Raw genomic sequence first — 14,733 nt, forward strand, 5'->3', positions numbered from 1 at the left:
AAGCCATGAGAGCTGATCTGGAAATCATCCAGGAATGGATCCCCGCCGGCAGCCGCGTGCTCGACCTCGGGTGCGGCGATGGCGAACTGTTGACCTGGCTGCGCGATAACAAGCAAGTCACCGGTTATGGCCTGGAAAACGACGCCGACAATATCGCCGAGTGCGTGGCCAAGGGCATCAACGTCATCGAACAGGACCTGGACAAGGGCCTGGGCAACTTTGCCAGCAACAGTTTCGACATCGTGGTCATGACCCAGGCGCTGCAAGCGGTGCACTACCCGGACAAGATCCTCGACGAAATGCTGCGCGTCGGTCGCCAGTGCATCATCACCTTCCCCAACTTCGGTCACTGGCGCTGCCGCTGGTACCTGGCGAGCAAGGGCCGGATGCCGGTTTCCGAGTTCCTGCCGTACACCTGGTACAACACGCCCAACATTCACTTCTGCACCTTCGCGGACTTTGAAGCCTTGTGTCGCGAACGTGAAGCGAAGGTCATTGATCGGCTTGCCGTGGATCAACAGCATCGGCACGGGTGGGCCAGTAAGCTATGGCCTAATCTGTTAGGTGAGATCGGAATCTACCGCGTCAGCAGCCCGGGACTTTCCGACCACAAGGTCGCGGTCTGATCCACCCTATTTCAAGGAGAACGATCATGGGTCGTCTAGCGTTATTTCTACTCACTGCCTGCCTGAGCGTTACCGCCATGGCCGCCGACGTCATCAAGGGCGAGCGCAAGGAAACCTTCGGTGACGTGACGGTGCATTACAACACCTTCAACTCCACCTACCTGACCCCGGACATTGCCAAGTCCGCCGAACTGATCCGCAGCAAGAACCAGGGCGTGATCAACATTTCGGTACTCAAGGAAGGCAAGCCACTGATGGCCCAGGTGAGCGGCTCGGTCAAAGACCTGACCAGCCAGACCGTACCATTGCAGTTCAAACAGATTACCGAACAAGGCGCGATCTACTACATTGCGCAATACCCGGTGGATCAGCAGGAAGTCCGCACCTTCGATATCAAGGTGCAGACCGGCGACAAAACCAACACCATCAGTTTCCAACAAGAGCTTTTCCCCGGCCAATGATGAATTTCACCCAACTCGTACTGGCCAGCCATAACGCCGGCAAACTCAAGGAACTCCAGGCCATGCTCGGCGAGTCGGTGCAACTGCGCTCGATCGGCGAGTTCAGCAGCGTCGAGCCTGAAGAAACCGGTCTGTCGTTCGTCGAGAACGCCATCCTCAAGGCCCGCAATGCTGCGCGCATTTCCGGCCTGCCGGCGCTGGCCGACGATTCCGGGCTGGCGGTGGATTTCCTCGGCGGTGCGCCGGGCATCTACTCGGCGCGTTATGCCGACGGCAAGGGCGATGCGGCGAACAACGCCAAGCTGCTCGACGTGCTGAAAGACGTACCTGAAGCCGAGCGTAGCGCGCAGTTCGTCTGCGTGCTGGCGCTGGTGCGCCACGCCGATGATCCGTTGCCGATCCTCTGCGAAGGCTTGTGGCATGGACGCATCCTGACCCAGGCCAGCGGTGAACACGGTTTCGGCTACGACCCGCTGTTCTGGGTGCCGGAGCGCGATTGCTCCAGCGCCGAGCTGAGCCCGGGCGACAAGAACCAGATCAGCCACCGCGCCCGTGCAATGGATCTGCTGCGCCAGCGTCTGGGATTGAAATGACCTCTGAATCATCCGCGTCGCCGCTGATCTTCGGTGGCGCGCAATCGCCTCGGGCGGCCTTGCCTGTGCTGCCGCCCCTGGCGCTGTACATCCACATCCCGTGGTGCGTACGCAAATGCCCTTATTGCGACTTCAACTCCCACACCGCCAACCCTGTGCTGCCGGAAGAAGAGTACGTCGACGCCTTGCTGGCCGATCTCGACCAGGACCTGCACGCCGTCCATGGTCGTGAGCTGAGCTCGATCTTCTTTGGTGGCGGCACGCCAAGCCTGTTCAGTGCCGAGGCTCTGGGGCGTTTGCTCAAGGGCGTCGAGCAACGCATTCCGTTTGCCAGCGACATCGAAATCACCCTGGAAGCCAATCCGGGGACGTTCGAGCAAGACAAATTCGTGGCCTACCGGAAACTGGGGATCAATCGCCTGTCGATTGGTATCCAGAGCTTCCAGCAAGAAAAGCTTGAGGCCTTGGGGCGAATTCACAACGGTGACGAAGCCGTACGCGCCGCCGGCATGGCTCGGCAGGCCGGGTTCGATAACTTCAACCTGGACTTGATGCATGGCTTGCCGAATCAGTCCCTGGACGATGCCTTGGCGGACCTGCGCACAGCCATCGCCCTGAAACCGACACACTTGTCGTGGTATCAACTGACCCTGGAACCGAACACGGTGTTCTGGAACCAGCCGCCGACGCTGCCGGAAGACGATACGCTGTGGGACATTCAGGAGGCCGGGCAAGCGTTGTTGGCCGAACACGGTTACGCGCAATATGAAGTCTCGGCCTATGCCCTGCCCGGTCGCCCGGCGCGACACAACCTCAATTACTGGAGTTTTGGCGACTTCATCGGCATCGGCGCCGGCGCACACGGCAAGCTCAGCCACCCGGACGGGCGCATCATCCGCACCTGGAAGACCCGCCTGCCGAAGGATTACCTGAATCCGGCGAAAAGCTTCAAGGCCGGCGAGAAAGCGCTGACCAATGACGAGATGCCGTTCGAGTTCCTGATGAACGCGCTGCGCCTGACCGGGGGTGTCGAATCGCGGCTGTACCCGGAACGCACGGGCATGACGCTGGACAGTCTCGCCGAAGGTCGCCGCGACGCAGAACAAAGCGGCCTGTTACAGGTCGAACCGTCACGTCTGGTGGCCACCGAGCGCGGACAGCTCTTTCTCAACGACTTGCTGCAGAAATTTCTGACATAAGGAAATCGAATGGATCTGATACTCGACCTGCTGGCCACGGTATCCCGCTGGAGCCGCAGCAACCTCTCGGAAATCGCCCTGGCCCTGGTGGGTTGCCTGCTGGTGCTGTTCGGTGCGGATTTCAAAGGCTGGGTCGAGCAGCGCCTGGGCAGCATCGCCGGCGCCTTGCGCGTGCCGCTGATGTCCCTGCTGTGCATGATCGGCAGCGGCGCGGCACTGATCTACGCCACGCCATGGGTCGTGCGCGGCCTGAGCCAGTTCAATAACTACAGCCTGGCGCCGGTGTTGCTGGTGGTGCTGGTGTTGATTGGCGTGGTCGCTGACCGCCGCTGATCTCAGCCACACCCTAAAACAACTGTGGGAGCGGGCTTGCTCGCGAAGGCGGTGTATCAGACAACATTAATGTCGACTGACACGACGCCTTCGCGAGCAAGCCCGCTCCCACATTTTTACCGTGTAAGAGTTAAGCCAGCTTCTCGAACTTCAGATCCCACACCCCATGCCCAAGTCGTTCGCCACGGCGTTCGAACTTGGTGATCGGGCGCTCGGCCGGGCGTGGTACGCACTTGCCGTCTTCGGCAAGGTTGCGATAACCCGGTGCAACGTTCATCACTTCCAGCATGTATTCGGCGTACGGTTCCCAGTCGGTGGCCATGTGCAGAATGCCGCCGACCTTCAACTTGCTGCGCACCAGTTCAGCGAAGGACGCCTGAACGATACGGCGCTTGTGGTGACGGCTCTTGTGCCAAGGGTCCGGAAAAAACAGCATCAGGCGATCGAGGCTGTTATCGGCCACGCAGCGGTTGAGCACTTCGATGGCGTCGCAATCGTAGACCCGCAGGTTGGTCAAACCCTGGGTCAGCACGCCATTGAGCAGCGCCCCGACACCCGGACGGTGAACTTCCACGCCGATGAAATCCTGATCCGGCGCCGCCGCTGCCATTTCCAGCAGCGAATGGCCCATGCCGAAACCGATTTCCAGCGAGCGTGGTGCCGAGCGACCGAACACCTGGTCGAAATCCACCGGCGCGTCGGCCAGCGGCAGCACGAACAGCGGCGCGCCCTGCTCCAGGCCGCGTTGCTGGCCTTCGGTCATGCGCCCGGCGCGCATCACGAAACTCTTGATGCGGCGGTGTTGGCGCTCGTCGCCTTCTTCCGTCTGGATAGGCGTGTCGTTCGATTCAGTCATCAATGGCTCTTACTTGATCAGACCATCCAGCGGCGAAGAGGCGCTGGCATAGAGTTTTTTCGGCATGCGGCCGGCGAGGTAGGCCAGGCGGCCTGCGACGATCGCATGTTTCATGGCTTCAGCCATCATGACCGGCTGCTGGGCGTGGGCGATGGCCGAGTTCATCAGCACCGCGTCACAACCCAGTTCCATGGCGATGGTGGCGTCGGAAGCGGTACCGACACCGGCATCCACCAGCACCGGGATTTTCGCCTCTTCGAGGATGATCTGCAGGTTGTACGGGTTGCAGATCCCCAGGCCCGAACCGATCAGACCGGCCAGCGGCATGACTGCGATGCAGCCGATTTCCGCCAGTTGCCGGGCAATGATCGGATCGTCACTGGTGTAGACCATCACGTCGAAGCCTTCCTTGACCAGCGTTTCGGCGGCCTTGAGGGTTTCGATCACGTTGGGGAACAGTGTTTTCTGATCCGCCAGCACTTCCAGCTTCACCAGGTTGTGGCCATCGAGCAGCTCACGGGCCAGGCGGCAGGTGCGCACGGCCTCGATAGCGTCGTAGCAACCGGCGGTGTTCGGCAGGAAGGTGTAGCGATCCGGCGACAACACTTCAAGCAGGTTCGGCTCGCCCTCGATCTGCCCGAGGTTGGTGCGGCGCACGGCGAAAGTGACGATTTCGGCACCCGAGGCTTCGATGGCCTGACGGGTTTCTTCCATGTCACGGTACTTGCCGGTACCGACCAGCAAACGCGACTGGTAAGTACGACCGGCCAGGACGAAGGGCTTGTCGCTACGAACGATGCTCATGGGAAATCCTCTGTAGGGGTGAGGTTCTTGCAGAATTCCTTATTAACCAAACGCTGTGAAAACGTCGCGAGCGAAGGAAAGACAAGGCAAAAACAGGCGAGGAAGCGGAGTTTACGGGTTGTAAATGAGCATTCCGAGCCTGTTTTTAACGCAGTATTTCCGAGCGCAGCAGTTTTCACAGTGTTTGGGGCTAGCCGCCGCCGATGGCGTGTACCACTTCGACGTTGTCGCCGTCGTTCAACGTGGTGTCTGCATGCTGGCTGCGCGGGACGATATCCAGATTGAGTTCGACCGCCACCCGGCGTCCGGTCAGGTCCAGACGGGTCAGCAGGGCCGCAACGGTTTCACCGTCGGGCAGTTCAAAGGATTCGCCGTTCAACTGAATGCGCATGCCGGATGCCGCCATCATTTTTTGGGGCAGGCATTCTAGCCCGATCGTGACCTAAAGGTCAGCAATAAGCGTCAAGTGGTCAGCGGCAAGCGCCAGGCGGCGAGGCCAAGGCAGAGCCAACCCGCGAGGAAGGCCAGGCCGCCGAACGGGGTGACGATGCCAAGCTTGCTGATACCGGTCAGCGTGAGCACGTACAGGCTGCCGGAGAACAGCAGGATGCCGACGGCAAAGGACGCACCGGCCCAGCTGAGCAAGCGGCCGGGAATCTGCGTAGCCAGCAGCGCCACGCCCAGCAGCGCCAGGGTGTGCACCAACTGGTAAGTGACGCCGGTATGAAAAATCGTCAGATATTCAGGTGTCAGACGGCTCTTCAGGCCGTGGGCGGCAAAGGCCCCAAGGCCGACACCGGTGAAGCCGAAAAAAGCGGCCAGCAGCAGAAAGCCACGCAGCATGCAGAACTCCAGTCAGACTCGATCAACAGTGTCTGTATAATGGCCCGCTCAACGGGTTCGGCCAAGCCATCTCTATGCTGCGTATCTATTTTCGTCTTTTCACCAAGGCCGTGCTCTGGTTCATGGGTGGCAGCGTATTGCTGGTGCTGATCTTTCGCGTGGTGCCGCCACCGGGGACGGCGTTGATGGTCGAGCGCAAGATCGAATCCTGGTTCGATGGCGAACCCATTGATCTGCAACGGACCTGGAAACCCTGGGACGAGATCTCCGATGACCTGAAAGTCGCGGTGATTGCCGGGGAAGACCAGAAGTTCTCCGAGCACTGGGGCTTCGATATCGGCGCGATTCAGGCCGCGTTTGCCCATAACGAGCGCGGCGGTTCGATCCGTGGCGCCAGCACCCTGAGCCAGCAAGTCTCGAAAAACCTGTTCCTGTGGTCCGGACGCAGCTATCTGCGCAAAGGCCTCGAGGCCTGGTTTACCGCGCTGATTGAAGTGCTCTGGCCCAAGCAGCGGATTCTTGAGGTTTATCTCAATAGCGTCGAATGGGATGAAGGGGTGTTTGGTGCAGAGGCAGCAGCCCGGCATCACTTTGGCGTGAGCGCCAAAGGCCTCAGTCGCCAGCAGTCGAGCCTTCTCGCTGCCGTGCTGCCCAACCCGCGGGTCTGGAGCGCCAGCCATCCGACCTCTTACGTTGCACGGCGCGCCGGGTGGATTCGGCAACAGATGAGCCAGCTCGGTGGAGACAGTTATCTGCTGGGGCTCAACGATTCGCGCCGGGCGCCGTGGTCTCAATAACACGACGCCTTCCCCTGTAGGAGCGAGCTTGCTCGCGATGGTCGTGAACGATAACGCGTAAAGCCAGATGCTCAGCGGCGCCCTTGGGTTTTTCGCGAGCAAGCTCGCTCCTACAGGGATTGGGACGTGAATCAGGAATAGCAGGCACAAACAAAAACGCCCCGATCGATGATCGGGGCGTTTTTTATTGCCTGCTCGCCAGTTACGCGGCGATCGACAACTTGAGCTTGTTCATCGCGCTCTTTTCGAGTTGGCGAATACGCTCGGCCGACACGTTGTACTTCTGCGCCAGGTCGTGCAGCGTGGCCTTTTCTTCCGCCAGCCAGCGCTGGTAGAGGATGTCACGGCTGCGGTCGTCCAGCACTTCCAGCGCTTCGTGCAGGTTGTGGTTGGAGTTGTCGCTCCAGTCGGCGTCCTCCAGTTGACGCGCCGGGTCGTACCGGTGGTCTTCCAGATAGTTGGCCGGCGACTGGAATGCACTGTCGTCGTCCGCTTCGGCAGCCGGGTCGAAGGCCATGTCATGGCCAGTCAGGCGACTTTCCATCTCGCGCACTTCCCGAGGCTCTACACCCAGGCTTTCCGCTACGCGATGGACTTCCTCGTTATTCAACCAGGCCAGACGTTTCTTCTGGCTGCGCAGGTTGAAGAACAGCTTGCGCTGAGCCTTGGTGGTCGCGACTTTCACGATGCGCCAGTTGCGCAGGATGAACTCGTGGATTTCCGCCTTGATCCAGTGCACGGCAAAGGACACCAGGCGCACGCCCATTTCCGGGTTGAAGCGCTTCACGGCCTTCATCAGGCCAACGTTGCCTTCCTGGATCAGGTCAGCCTGAGCCAGGCCGTAGCCGGAATAGCTACGGGCGATATGTACGACAAAACGCAGGTGGGCGAGCACCATCTGCCGAGCCGCCCCCAAATCCTGCTCATAATAGAGACTCTCGGCCAGTTCACGCTCCTGCTCCGGCGACAGCAATGGAATGCTGTTGACGGTGTGCACATAGGCCTCCAGGTTCGCACCCGGGACCAGAGCATATGCAGGTTGCAAAGAATTGGTCATACGAAAAAACCTCCGACTTACAAACTCGTGCAGTTCAGCACTGCGAAAATTGACCGGAAACCGAAAGACAAGTTCCCTAAAACCCATAAACGCTGAAAGGTCAATACGAGCAAAATGATACTACTTAGGCGCAAGCTCCCTCAGGTGGCGTGCGACTGCAATCCATGCACCGATATACCCCAACAGCACCGCGCCAAGCAAGAGAGACAGACCGTCGGCAACTGGCACTCCAGCCAGCGCAAAGTCACTGCCGTACAAACCGGCCAGCCCCACCACCGCATCGTTCAGCCAATCCAGGCCGAACGCGAGTACGCCCCAAGACAGAATCCCCGCACCGAAGCCGTACAGCGCCCCCATATATAGAAAGGGCCTGCGTACATAGCTGTCAGTGCCGCCGACCAGTTTAATCACTTCTATCTCTGTGCGGCGGTTTTCAATATGAAGACGAATGGTATTGCCTATCACCAAAAGTAATGCAGAAACCAGAAGCACGGTCAGACCGAAGACAAAACGGTCACCCAGCTTGAGGATGGCTGCCAGACGCTCAACCCAGACTAAATCAAGTTGCGCCTGCTGTACCTTCGGCAGCTCGGAAAGTTTTTGTCTTAATGCTTCAAGGGCCGGCTTGTCGACTTCAGTCGGCGTTACCAGCACCACGCCCGGCAACGGGTTTTCCGGCAGCTCCTTGAGCGCCTCGCCCAGGCCGGACTGTTGCTGGAACTCTTCCAGCGCCTGCTCCCGACCAACATATTCGGCCTCGGCGACGCCAGGCATACCCTTGATCTGCTCGCGCAACGCCTCGCCTTGCGCCGGGCTCGCCTCGATTTCCAGATACAGGGAAATCTGCGCCGCGCGCTGCCAGGAACCGCCCAGGCGCTCGACGTTACTTAGCAGAAGTGACAGGCCCATGGGCAAACTCAGGGCCACCGCCATCACCATGCAGGTGAAAAAACTGCCGATGGGTTGTTTGCCCAAGCGCCGCAGACTATCCACCAGGCTCGCGCGATGGCTTTCGATCCAGGCACGGAACAACGTGGCGAAGTCCGGCCCGTCGTCATCGTCGTGTTTTTTCTTTTGCGGCTGCGGGTCGGCGGCTTTCGGGGCCACACGCTCGGAAACCTTGGGGCTACGTGTTGCACTCATACGGCAGCCTCCCCGTCGCCGATCAGTCGGCCGCGTTGCAGGGTCAGCATGCGGTGACGCATGCGGGCGATCAGGGCCAGGTCGTGACTGGCGATCAGCACGCTGGTACCCAGACGGTTGATGTCTTCGAACACACCCATGATTTCGGCGGCCAGACGCGGGTCGAGGTTACCGGTTGGTTCGTCCGCCAGCAGCAAGGCCGGTCGGTGGACGATGGCGCGGGCGATACCGACGCGCTGTTGCTGACCGGTGGACAGGTCGCCCGGGTACAGATCGGTTTTATCCGACAGCGCCACGCGTTCCAGTGCCGAGTCCACGCGCTTGGCGATCTCGGCCTTGGACAGGCCCAGGATCTGCAAAGGCAACGCGACGTTATTGAACACCGTGCGATCGAACAGCAACTGGTGATTCTGGAACACCACGCCGATCTGCCGACGCAGGAAAGGAATCTGCGCGTTGCTGATGGTGCTCAGGTCTTGCCCGGCCAGCAGTAACTTGCCGCTGGTCGGGCGCTCCATGGCCAACAACAGGCGCAACAGGGTGGACTTACCGGCACCGGAATGGCCGGTGACAAACAGAAACTCGCCACGACGGACTCGAAAGCTCAGCTCATGCAAGCCGACGTGACCGTTCGGGTAGCGTTTACCGACCTGTTCGAAACGAATCATGAACGCTCCCGCTCGGCAAAGAGTGCCTGGACAAAGGGTTCTGCTTCAAAGGTACGCAAATCGTCGATGCCTTCGCCGACGCCAATGTAGCGGATCGGCAGGCCGAATTGCTTGGCCAGGGCGAAAATCACCCCGCCTTTCGCGGTGCCGTCGAGCTTGGTCAGCGCCAGGCCAGTCAGTTCGACGGTCTGGTTGAATTGCTTGGCCTGGTTGATGGCGTTCTGGCCGGTGCCGGCGTCAAGCACCAATAGCACTTCGTGCGGCGCATCGGCATCGAGCTTGCCGATTACCCGGCGAACTTTCTTCAGCTCTTCCATCAGGTTGTCTTTGGTGTGCAGGCGACCGGCGGTGTCGGCGATCAGCACATCGATGCCACGAGCCTTGGCGGCCTGCACGGCGTCGAAGATCACCGAAGCCGAGTCAGCGCCAGTGTGTTGCGCAATCACCGGGATCTTGTTGCGCTCGCCCCAGACCTGCAACTGCTCGACCGCCGCCGCGCGGAAGGTATCGCCGGCCGCCAGCATGACTTTCTTGCCTTCCAGCTGCAGTTTCTTCGCCAGCTTGCCGATGGTGGTGGTCTTGCCGGCACCGTTGACGCCGACGACCAGAATCACGAACGGCTTGTTCTGCGAGGTGATTTTCAGCGGCTGCTCGACAGGCTTGAGCATGGCGGCCAGCTCGGCCTGCAGGGATTTATACAGGGCATCGGCGTCGGCCAGCTCCTTGCGTGCGACCTTCTGCGTCAAGCGCTGAATGATCACCGACGTGGCTTCTACGCCGACATCGGCGGTCAGCAAACGGGTCTCGAGGTCTTCAAGCAGCTCGTCATCGATGACCTTCTTGCCCAGAAACAGGCTGGCCATGCCTTCGCCGATACTGGCGCTGGTCTTGGACAGGCCCTGCTTGAGGCGGGCAAAGAAACCGGCCTTGGTTTCTTCGGTGCGTGCCGGCGCGGCCGGGGTTTCGACCGGAGCCGGGACGGGAGCAGCGGCTGCAACAACCGGGGCTACCGGGGCTACGACGGGCGGGGCAACCGGTTCGGTTACAACCGGTGCAGGTGCAGGCTCAGCCACAACGACTGGCGCCACCACCGGCTCGACCACAGGCGCATGGACCGGAGTCGGCGTGAACGCTGCCGGGGCCGGAATCGGCGGGGTCACATGGGGTGCCAGGTCATTCTCGACCAGCGCCACGGCCTCTTCCGCCACCGGCAAGGTCAGCCATGGCTCGGCAGCGGTGGTCAGCGGCTGCCCGATGATTTCGCGGGCAGGTTCGGCCTGCGGTTGCAGCACCGGTTCGGCAATTGGCGGGATCAGTGGCGCAGGCGCTTGTTCTATTACCGCAGCCGCGACAGGCGCTGGCTCAGGGACGGGTTGTGGCTGTTCGACGGCGGGTTCCTGCGGCTTTTTGCGCAGCCATCCGAACAGGCTTTTCTTCTCACCAGCCGCAGCTGGGGTCTTCTTGTCGTCGTTGGAACCAAACATGGAGGACGGCTATCTCACGGTAGCGACGCGCCAATGGCGCCCCGGCAATTAAATATTCGATGCAGAACAGACTGCGATTGACCCAGCTTGTTCACGCGCAACATTTTGTCGAGGTGCCCATCGGCGCCTCAAGAAATCGATTTCTCATAGGACTAAAGCAGCAAAATCGGCGAAAAAGCAGAGTTTAGTTGATAAATATCCACCTTCCGTCGCAAACCCATACAACCTGATCAAGCATAAAGGCCTGATAGGCGTGGCCGCCGCTAAAACGGATCAGTATCCTAGCACCCTCTCGCCCGCTGACGCTAAGAACAAGCGGGCAGCCCCAAAGGTTTGAAAACGAATGAATGCTCTTGCCCGCCGCGCCGCAGGCCTGCTGCTCAGCACAGTTTGCCTGCCCCTTTCGGCCTTGGCTGCCGACCCGCAACCCACCCACGAATTCACCCTCGACAATGGCCTGAAGGTGGTCGTGCGTGAAGACCACCGAGCACCCGTGGTGGTTTCCCAGGTCTGGTACAAGGTCGGCTCCAGCTACGAGACACCGGGCAATACCGGCCTGTCCCACGCCCTGGAACACATGATGTTCAAGGGCAGCGAGAAAGTCGGCCCCGGCGAAGCCTCGCTGATCCTGCGCGACCTCGGCGCCGAAGAGAATGCATTCACCAGCGACGACTACACCGCGTACTACCAGGTGCTGGCCCGGGATCGCCTGGGCGTAGCCTTTGAACTCGAAGCCGACCGCATGGCCAGCCTGCGCCTGCCGGCCGACGAGTTCGCCAAGGAAATCGAGGTCATCAAGGAAGAACGTCGCCTGCGCACCGACGACAAGCCGATGTCCAAGGCCTACGAACGCTTCAAGGCCATGGCCTACCCGGCCAGCGGCTATCACACGCCGACCATCGGCTGGATGGCCGACCTTGAGCGCATGAACGTCGAAGAGCTGCGTCACTGGTACCAGACCTGGTACGTGCCGAACAACGCCACGCTGGTGGTGGTCGGGGACGTGACGCCTGATGAAGTCAAGGCTCTGGCCCAGCGCTATTTCGGCCCGATCGCCAAGCGTGATGTGCCGGCGGCGAAAAAACCGCTGGAACTGGCCGAACCCGGCGAGCGCCAGATCACCCTGCACGTGCAGACCCAACTGCCAAGCCTGATGCTGGCCTTCAACGTGCCGAGCATCGCCACCACCGACGACAAACGCCTGGTCAATGCCCTGCGCCTGATCTCGGCGCTGCTCGATGGCGGCTACAGCGGGCGCATCCCGGCGCAGCTGGAGCGCGGAGAAGAACTGGTGTCCGGCGGCTCGTCGAGTTACGACGCCTATACCCGTGGCGACAGTCTCTTCACCCTGTCGGCATCGCCAAACTCACAGAAGCACAAAACCATCGCCCAGGCGCAAGCCGGCTTGTGGAAGCTGCTCGATCAACTGAAAACCACGGCGCCTACCACCGAAGAGCTGGAACGCGTACGCGCACAGGTCATTGCCGGTCTGGTCTACGAGCGCGACTCGATCACCAGCCAGGCCACCGCCATCGGCCAACTGGAAGCCGTCGGCCTGTCATGGAAGCTGATGGACACCGAACTGGCCGACCTGGAAAGCGTGACACCGCAAGACATCCAGAAAGCCGCCAAGCTGTATTTCACCCGTGAACGTCTCAGCGTCGCCCATGTACTGCCTCTGGAGACGACTCATGAGTGAGCGTAAATCCTCCCGCCTGGCCCTGATCGGCCTGGTCGCCGTTGCCGTTATCGGTTCCGCTGCGTTCTATTTGTCACGCCCTGGCCAAACCAATGCCAGCGAAGCCCTGGACAAGGCCAAGGCCAGCCAGAAACTGCAATCGCTGACCGAACTCAACGGCAAGGCACCTGACCACCGCAAGCTCGACGTGCAGACCTGGAACACCGCTCAAGGCACCAGGGTGCTGTTTGTCGAAGCCCATGAGCTGCCGATGTTCGACATGCGCCTGATCTTCGCCGCCGGCAGTAGCCAGGACGGCGATACACCGGGCCTGGCGCTGTTGACCAACGCCATGCTCAACGAAGGCGTGGCCGGCAAAGACGTCGGTGCCATTGCCCAGGGCTTCGAAGGCCTTGGCGCCGATTTCGGCAACGGTGCCTATAAGGACATGGCCATTGCTTCGCTGCGCAGCCTGAGCGCCAAGGACCAGCGCGAACCGGCCCTGAAGCTGTTCGCCGAAGTCATCGGCAAGCCGACTTTCCCTGCCGATTCGCTGGCTCGCATCAAGAACCAGATGCTCGCCGGTTTCGAATACCAGAAACAGAACCCCGGCAAACTGGCCAGCCTGGAGCTGATGAACCGCTTGTACGGAGATCACCCGTACGCGCACTCCAGCGACGGCACGGCGAAAACCGTACCGACGATTACCCTGGCCCAACTGCGTGCCTTCCACGAAAAAGCCTACGCAGCGGGTAACGTGGTGATCGCGCTGGTCGGTGACCTGTCCCGCGCAGAAGCCGAGGCGATTGCCGCACAGGTTTCCAGCGCCCTGCCCAAAGGCCCGGCCTTGCCGAAGATCGCGCAGCCTGCCGAGCCCAAGGCTGGCGTCAACCATATCGAGTTCCCGTCCAAGCAGACCAACCTGATGCTCGCGCAACTGGGCATCGACCGTGACGACCCGGACTACGCGGCGTTGTCCATGGGTAACCAGATTCTCGGTGGCGGCGGCTTCGGCACCCGGTTGATGAGCGAAGTGCGCGAGAAGCGTGGCCTGACTTACGGCGTGTATTCGGGCTTCACGCCGATGCAGGCACGTGGCCCGTTCATGATCAACCTGCAAACCCGCGCCGAGATGAGTGAAGGCACCCTCAAACTGGTGCAGGATGTGCTGGCCGACTACCTTAAGACCGGCCCGACCGAAAAAGAACTCGACGACGCCAAGCGCGAACTGGCCGGCAGCTTCCCGCTGTCTACCGCCAGCAACGCCGATATCGTCGGCCAGCTGGGCGCCATCGGTTTCTACAACCTGCCGTTGAGCCACCTGGAAGACTTCATGCAACAGTCCCAGGACTTGACCGTCGAGCAGGTCAAGGCCGCCATGAACAAACACCTGAGCACGGACAAAATGGTCATCGTCAGCGCTGGCCCGACCGTGCCGCAACAGCCGTTACCGGCCCCTACTGATAAACCTTCCGAGCAGCCGCTCGGGGTTCCGGAGCACTAATGGCCCATCCAAAAAAACCCGCCAAAAACGTCCACAACGGCGTAAACCAGCTGCGCATCATCGGCGGCGAATGGCGCAGCCGGAAGCTGAGCTTCCCCGACGCCCCGGGCCTGCGCCCGACGCCGGACCGTGTGCGTGAAACCCTGTTCAACTGGCTCGCGCCGTACGTGCCGGGCGCCAAGGTGCTCGACCCGTTCACCGGTAGCGGCGCACTGTTCCTCGAAGCCCTGTCCCGTGGTGCGGCCATGGGGCAGGCGCTGGACGCCAGCAGCCTTGCGGTATCGAGCCTGAAGGAACACCTGGGCACACTGCGTTGCACCAACGGCCAGGTCCAGACCGCCGATGCCCTGCGCTATCTGGAAACCCAGACCGCAACGGCCTACGACCTGGTGTTCCTCGACCCGCCGTTCAACCAGAATCTGTTGCCCGCCGTTTGCAAGCTGCTCGAAGAGCGCCAGTGGCTGGCCGAAGATGCCTGGGTGTACACCGAAAGCGAGTCCGCGCCGTCGACCCTGGGCCTGCCGCAAAACTGGCGCCTGCACCGGGAGCAGAAATCCGGGCGCGTGTATTACTCGTTGTGGCAACGTAGCGCCTGAACGCCTGGCGAGATGACTGCACCAAAGACAATTTTGGAAAGCACTACATAGTTACCGCCTGACACCCTTCCGGATCATCCACAGTGGTTTG

17 protein-coding genes are annotated in these 14,733 nt (G+C 60.9%); 9 read left to right on the plus strand and 8 right to left on the minus strand.

Going from position 1 to position 14,733, the window contains the following annotated elements; translation table 11 throughout:
• Positions 1 to 5: 5 nt before the first annotated feature.
• The 5 genes from metW to ACLD1X_RS08175 are packed head-to-tail and all read left to right on the plus strand — an operon-like array spanning position 6 to position 3,212.
• A complete protein-coding gene (gene metW / locus ACLD1X_RS08155) occupies positions 6 to 626 on the plus strand; it encodes a methionine biosynthesis protein MetW (protein WP_007987819.1) in 621 nt (206 codons plus the stop codon).
• Positions 627 to 652: 26 nt separating this feature from the next.
• Complete coding sequence (locus ACLD1X_RS08160) at positions 653 to 1,087, plus strand: DUF4426 domain-containing protein (protein WP_429366877.1); 435 nt, start codon at positions 653 to 655, stop codon at positions 1,085 to 1,087.
• Entirely contained in the window at positions 1,084 to 1,680 is a 597-nt protein-coding gene (gene rdgB, locus ACLD1X_RS08165) for an RdgB/HAM1 family non-canonical purine NTP pyrophosphatase (protein WP_429366878.1), read from the plus strand. Before ACLD1X_RS08160 ends, rdgB begins: the two co-directional genes overlap by 4 nt.
• Entirely contained in the window at positions 1,677 to 2,879 is a 1,203-nt protein-coding gene (gene hemW / locus ACLD1X_RS08170) for a radical SAM family heme chaperone HemW (RefSeq protein ID WP_429366879.1), read from the plus strand. The genes rdgB and hemW overlap by 4 nt, the downstream gene beginning before the upstream one ends.
• Before the next feature lie 9 nt (positions 2,880 to 2,888).
• Complete coding sequence (locus ACLD1X_RS08175; RefSeq protein WP_008019970.1) at positions 2,889 to 3,212, plus strand: DUF3392 domain-containing protein; 324 nt, start codon at positions 2,889 to 2,891, stop codon at positions 3,210 to 3,212.
• A gap of 130 nt (positions 3,213 to 3,342) precedes the next feature.
• On the opposite strand, the gene trmB is transcribed toward ACLD1X_RS08175, so the two are convergent.
• The 4 genes from trmB to ACLD1X_RS08195 all read right to left on the minus strand — a co-directional run bounded on the left by trmB (position 3,343) and on the right by ACLD1X_RS08195 (position 5,715).
• Positions 3,343 to 4,068: a tRNA (guanosine(46)-N7)-methyltransferase TrmB gene (trmB, locus tag ACLD1X_RS08180; RefSeq protein ID WP_057398140.1), complete on the minus strand. Its 726-nt coding sequence runs from the start codon at positions 4,066 to 4,068 to the stop codon at positions 3,343 to 3,345.
• A 9-nt stretch (positions 4,069 to 4,077) separates the two neighbouring features.
• Positions 4,078 to 4,872 carry a thiazole synthase gene (locus ACLD1X_RS08185; RefSeq protein WP_008019974.1) on the minus strand — a complete coding sequence of 265 codons (795 nt, stop codon included), beginning with the start codon at positions 4,870 to 4,872 and terminating at the stop codon, positions 4,078 to 4,080.
• Positions 4,873 to 5,062: 190 nt separating this feature from the next.
• The gene (gene thiS, locus ACLD1X_RS08190) at positions 5,063 to 5,263 is read right to left on the minus strand and encodes a sulfur carrier protein ThiS (protein ID WP_007953386.1); all 201 of its coding nucleotides are present in this window, start codon (positions 5,261 to 5,263) and stop codon (positions 5,063 to 5,065) included.
• 71 nt (positions 5,264 to 5,334) lie between these two features.
• Complete coding sequence (locus tag ACLD1X_RS08195) at positions 5,335 to 5,715, minus strand: DUF423 domain-containing protein (protein ID WP_429366880.1); 381 nt, start codon at positions 5,713 to 5,715, stop codon at positions 5,335 to 5,337.
• 74 nt (positions 5,716 to 5,789) lie between these two features.
• On the opposite strand from ACLD1X_RS08195, the gene mtgA reads away from it, so the two are divergent.
• Positions 5,790 to 6,512, plus strand: coding sequence for a monofunctional biosynthetic peptidoglycan transglycosylase (mtgA, locus tag ACLD1X_RS08200; protein WP_429366881.1), 723 nt, complete (start codon positions 5,790 to 5,792; stop codon positions 6,510 to 6,512).
• Positions 6,513 to 6,714: 202 nt separating this feature from the next.
• On the opposite strand, the gene rpoH is transcribed toward mtgA, so the two are convergent.
• The 4 genes from rpoH to ftsY all read right to left on the minus strand — a co-directional run bounded on the left by rpoH (position 6,715) and on the right by ftsY (position 10,864).
• Complete coding sequence (rpoH, locus tag ACLD1X_RS08205; RefSeq protein WP_007975386.1) at positions 6,715 to 7,569, minus strand: RNA polymerase sigma factor RpoH; 855 nt, start codon at positions 7,567 to 7,569, stop codon at positions 6,715 to 6,717.
• 120 nt (positions 7,570 to 7,689) lie between these two features.
• Complete coding sequence (gene ftsX, locus ACLD1X_RS08210; RefSeq protein ID WP_429366882.1) at positions 7,690 to 8,712, minus strand: permease-like cell division protein FtsX; 1,023 nt, start codon at positions 8,710 to 8,712, stop codon at positions 7,690 to 7,692.
• A complete protein-coding gene (gene ftsE / locus ACLD1X_RS08215; protein ID WP_007975383.1) occupies positions 8,709 to 9,380 on the minus strand; it encodes a cell division ATP-binding protein FtsE in 672 nt (223 codons plus the stop codon). Before ftsE ends, ftsX begins: the two co-directional genes overlap by 4 nt.
• On the minus strand, positions 9,377 to 10,864 hold the full coding sequence (ftsY, locus tag ACLD1X_RS08220; protein ID WP_429366883.1) for a signal recognition particle-docking protein FtsY: 1,488 nt from the start codon (positions 10,862 to 10,864) through the stop codon (positions 9,377 to 9,379). The genes ftsE and ftsY overlap by 4 nt, the downstream gene beginning before the upstream one ends.
• A 343-nt stretch (positions 10,865 to 11,207) precedes the next feature.
• Here ftsY and ACLD1X_RS08225 point away from each other — a divergent pair, with 343 nt between their 5' ends.
• Genes ACLD1X_RS08225 through rsmD form a run of 3 tightly spaced genes read left to right on the plus strand, consistent with a single transcriptional unit; the run spans position 11,208 to position 14,642 of the window.
• On the plus strand, positions 11,208 to 12,563 hold the full coding sequence (locus tag ACLD1X_RS08225) for a M16 family metallopeptidase (RefSeq protein ID WP_429366884.1): 1,356 nt from the start codon (positions 11,208 to 11,210) through the stop codon (positions 12,561 to 12,563).
• Positions 12,556 to 14,046, plus strand: coding sequence for a M16 family metallopeptidase (locus ACLD1X_RS08230; RefSeq protein ID WP_429366885.1), 1,491 nt, complete (start codon positions 12,556 to 12,558; stop codon positions 14,044 to 14,046). The genes ACLD1X_RS08225 and ACLD1X_RS08230 overlap by 8 nt, the downstream gene beginning before the upstream one ends.
• Positions 14,046 to 14,642, plus strand: coding sequence for a 16S rRNA (guanine(966)-N(2))-methyltransferase RsmD (gene rsmD, locus ACLD1X_RS08235; RefSeq protein WP_413421800.1), 597 nt, complete (start codon positions 14,046 to 14,048; stop codon positions 14,640 to 14,642). The genes ACLD1X_RS08230 and rsmD overlap by 1 nt, the downstream gene beginning before the upstream one ends.
• Positions 14,643 to 14,733: the final 91 nt, after the last annotated feature.

The sequence above is a fragment of the Pseudomonas sp. 18173 genome, from assembly GCF_050432945.1.
Taxonomy (GTDB): Bacteria; Pseudomonadota; Gammaproteobacteria; order Pseudomonadales; family Pseudomonadaceae; genus Aquipseudomonas.

Coding starts and splice junctions, on each gene's coding strand:
- metW (WP_007987819.1), top strand. CDS start 6: ATGAGAGCTGATCTGGAAATCATCCAGGAATGGATCCCCGCCGGCAGC.
- ACLD1X_RS08160 (WP_429366877.1), top strand. CDS start 653: ATGGGTCGTCTAGCGTTATTTCTACTCACTGCCTGCCTGAGCGTTACC.
- rdgB (WP_429366878.1), top strand. CDS start 1,084: ATGATGAATTTCACCCAACTCGTACTGGCCAGCCATAACGCCGGCAAA.
- hemW (WP_429366879.1), top strand. CDS start 1,677: ATGACCTCTGAATCATCCGCGTCGCCGCTGATCTTCGGTGGCGCGCAA.
- ACLD1X_RS08175 (WP_008019970.1), top strand. CDS start 2,889: ATGGATCTGATACTCGACCTGCTGGCCACGGTATCCCGCTGGAGCCGC.
- trmB (WP_057398140.1), bottom strand. CDS start 4,068: ATGACTGAATCGAACGACACGCCTATCCAGACGGAAGAAGGCGACGAG.
- ACLD1X_RS08185 (WP_008019974.1), bottom strand. CDS start 4,872: ATGAGCATCGTTCGTAGCGACAAGCCCTTCGTCCTGGCCGGTCGTACT.
- thiS (WP_007953386.1), bottom strand. CDS start 5,263: ATGCGCATTCAGTTGAACGGCGAATCCTTTGAACTGCCCGACGGTGAA.
- ACLD1X_RS08195 (WP_429366880.1), bottom strand. CDS start 5,715: ATGCTGCGTGGCTTTCTGCTGCTGGCCGCTTTTTTCGGCTTCACCGGT.
- mtgA (WP_429366881.1), top strand. CDS start 5,790: ATGCTGCGTATCTATTTTCGTCTTTTCACCAAGGCCGTGCTCTGGTTC.
- rpoH (WP_007975386.1), bottom strand. CDS start 7,569: ATGACCAATTCTTTGCAACCTGCATATGCTCTGGTCCCGGGTGCGAAC.
- ftsX (WP_429366882.1), bottom strand. CDS start 8,712: ATGAGTGCAACACGTAGCCCCAAGGTTTCCGAGCGTGTGGCCCCGAAA.
- ftsE (WP_007975383.1), bottom strand. CDS start 9,380: ATGATTCGTTTCGAACAGGTCGGTAAACGCTACCCGAACGGTCACGTC.
- ftsY (WP_429366883.1), bottom strand. CDS start 10,864: ATGTTTGGTTCCAACGACGACAAGAAGACCCCAGCTGCGGCTGGTGAG.
- ACLD1X_RS08225 (WP_429366884.1), top strand. CDS start 11,208: ATGAATGCTCTTGCCCGCCGCGCCGCAGGCCTGCTGCTCAGCACAGTT.
- ACLD1X_RS08230 (WP_429366885.1), top strand. CDS start 12,556: ATGAGTGAGCGTAAATCCTCCCGCCTGGCCCTGATCGGCCTGGTCGCC.
- rsmD (WP_413421800.1), top strand. CDS start 14,046: ATGGCCCATCCAAAAAAACCCGCCAAAAACGTCCACAACGGCGTAAAC.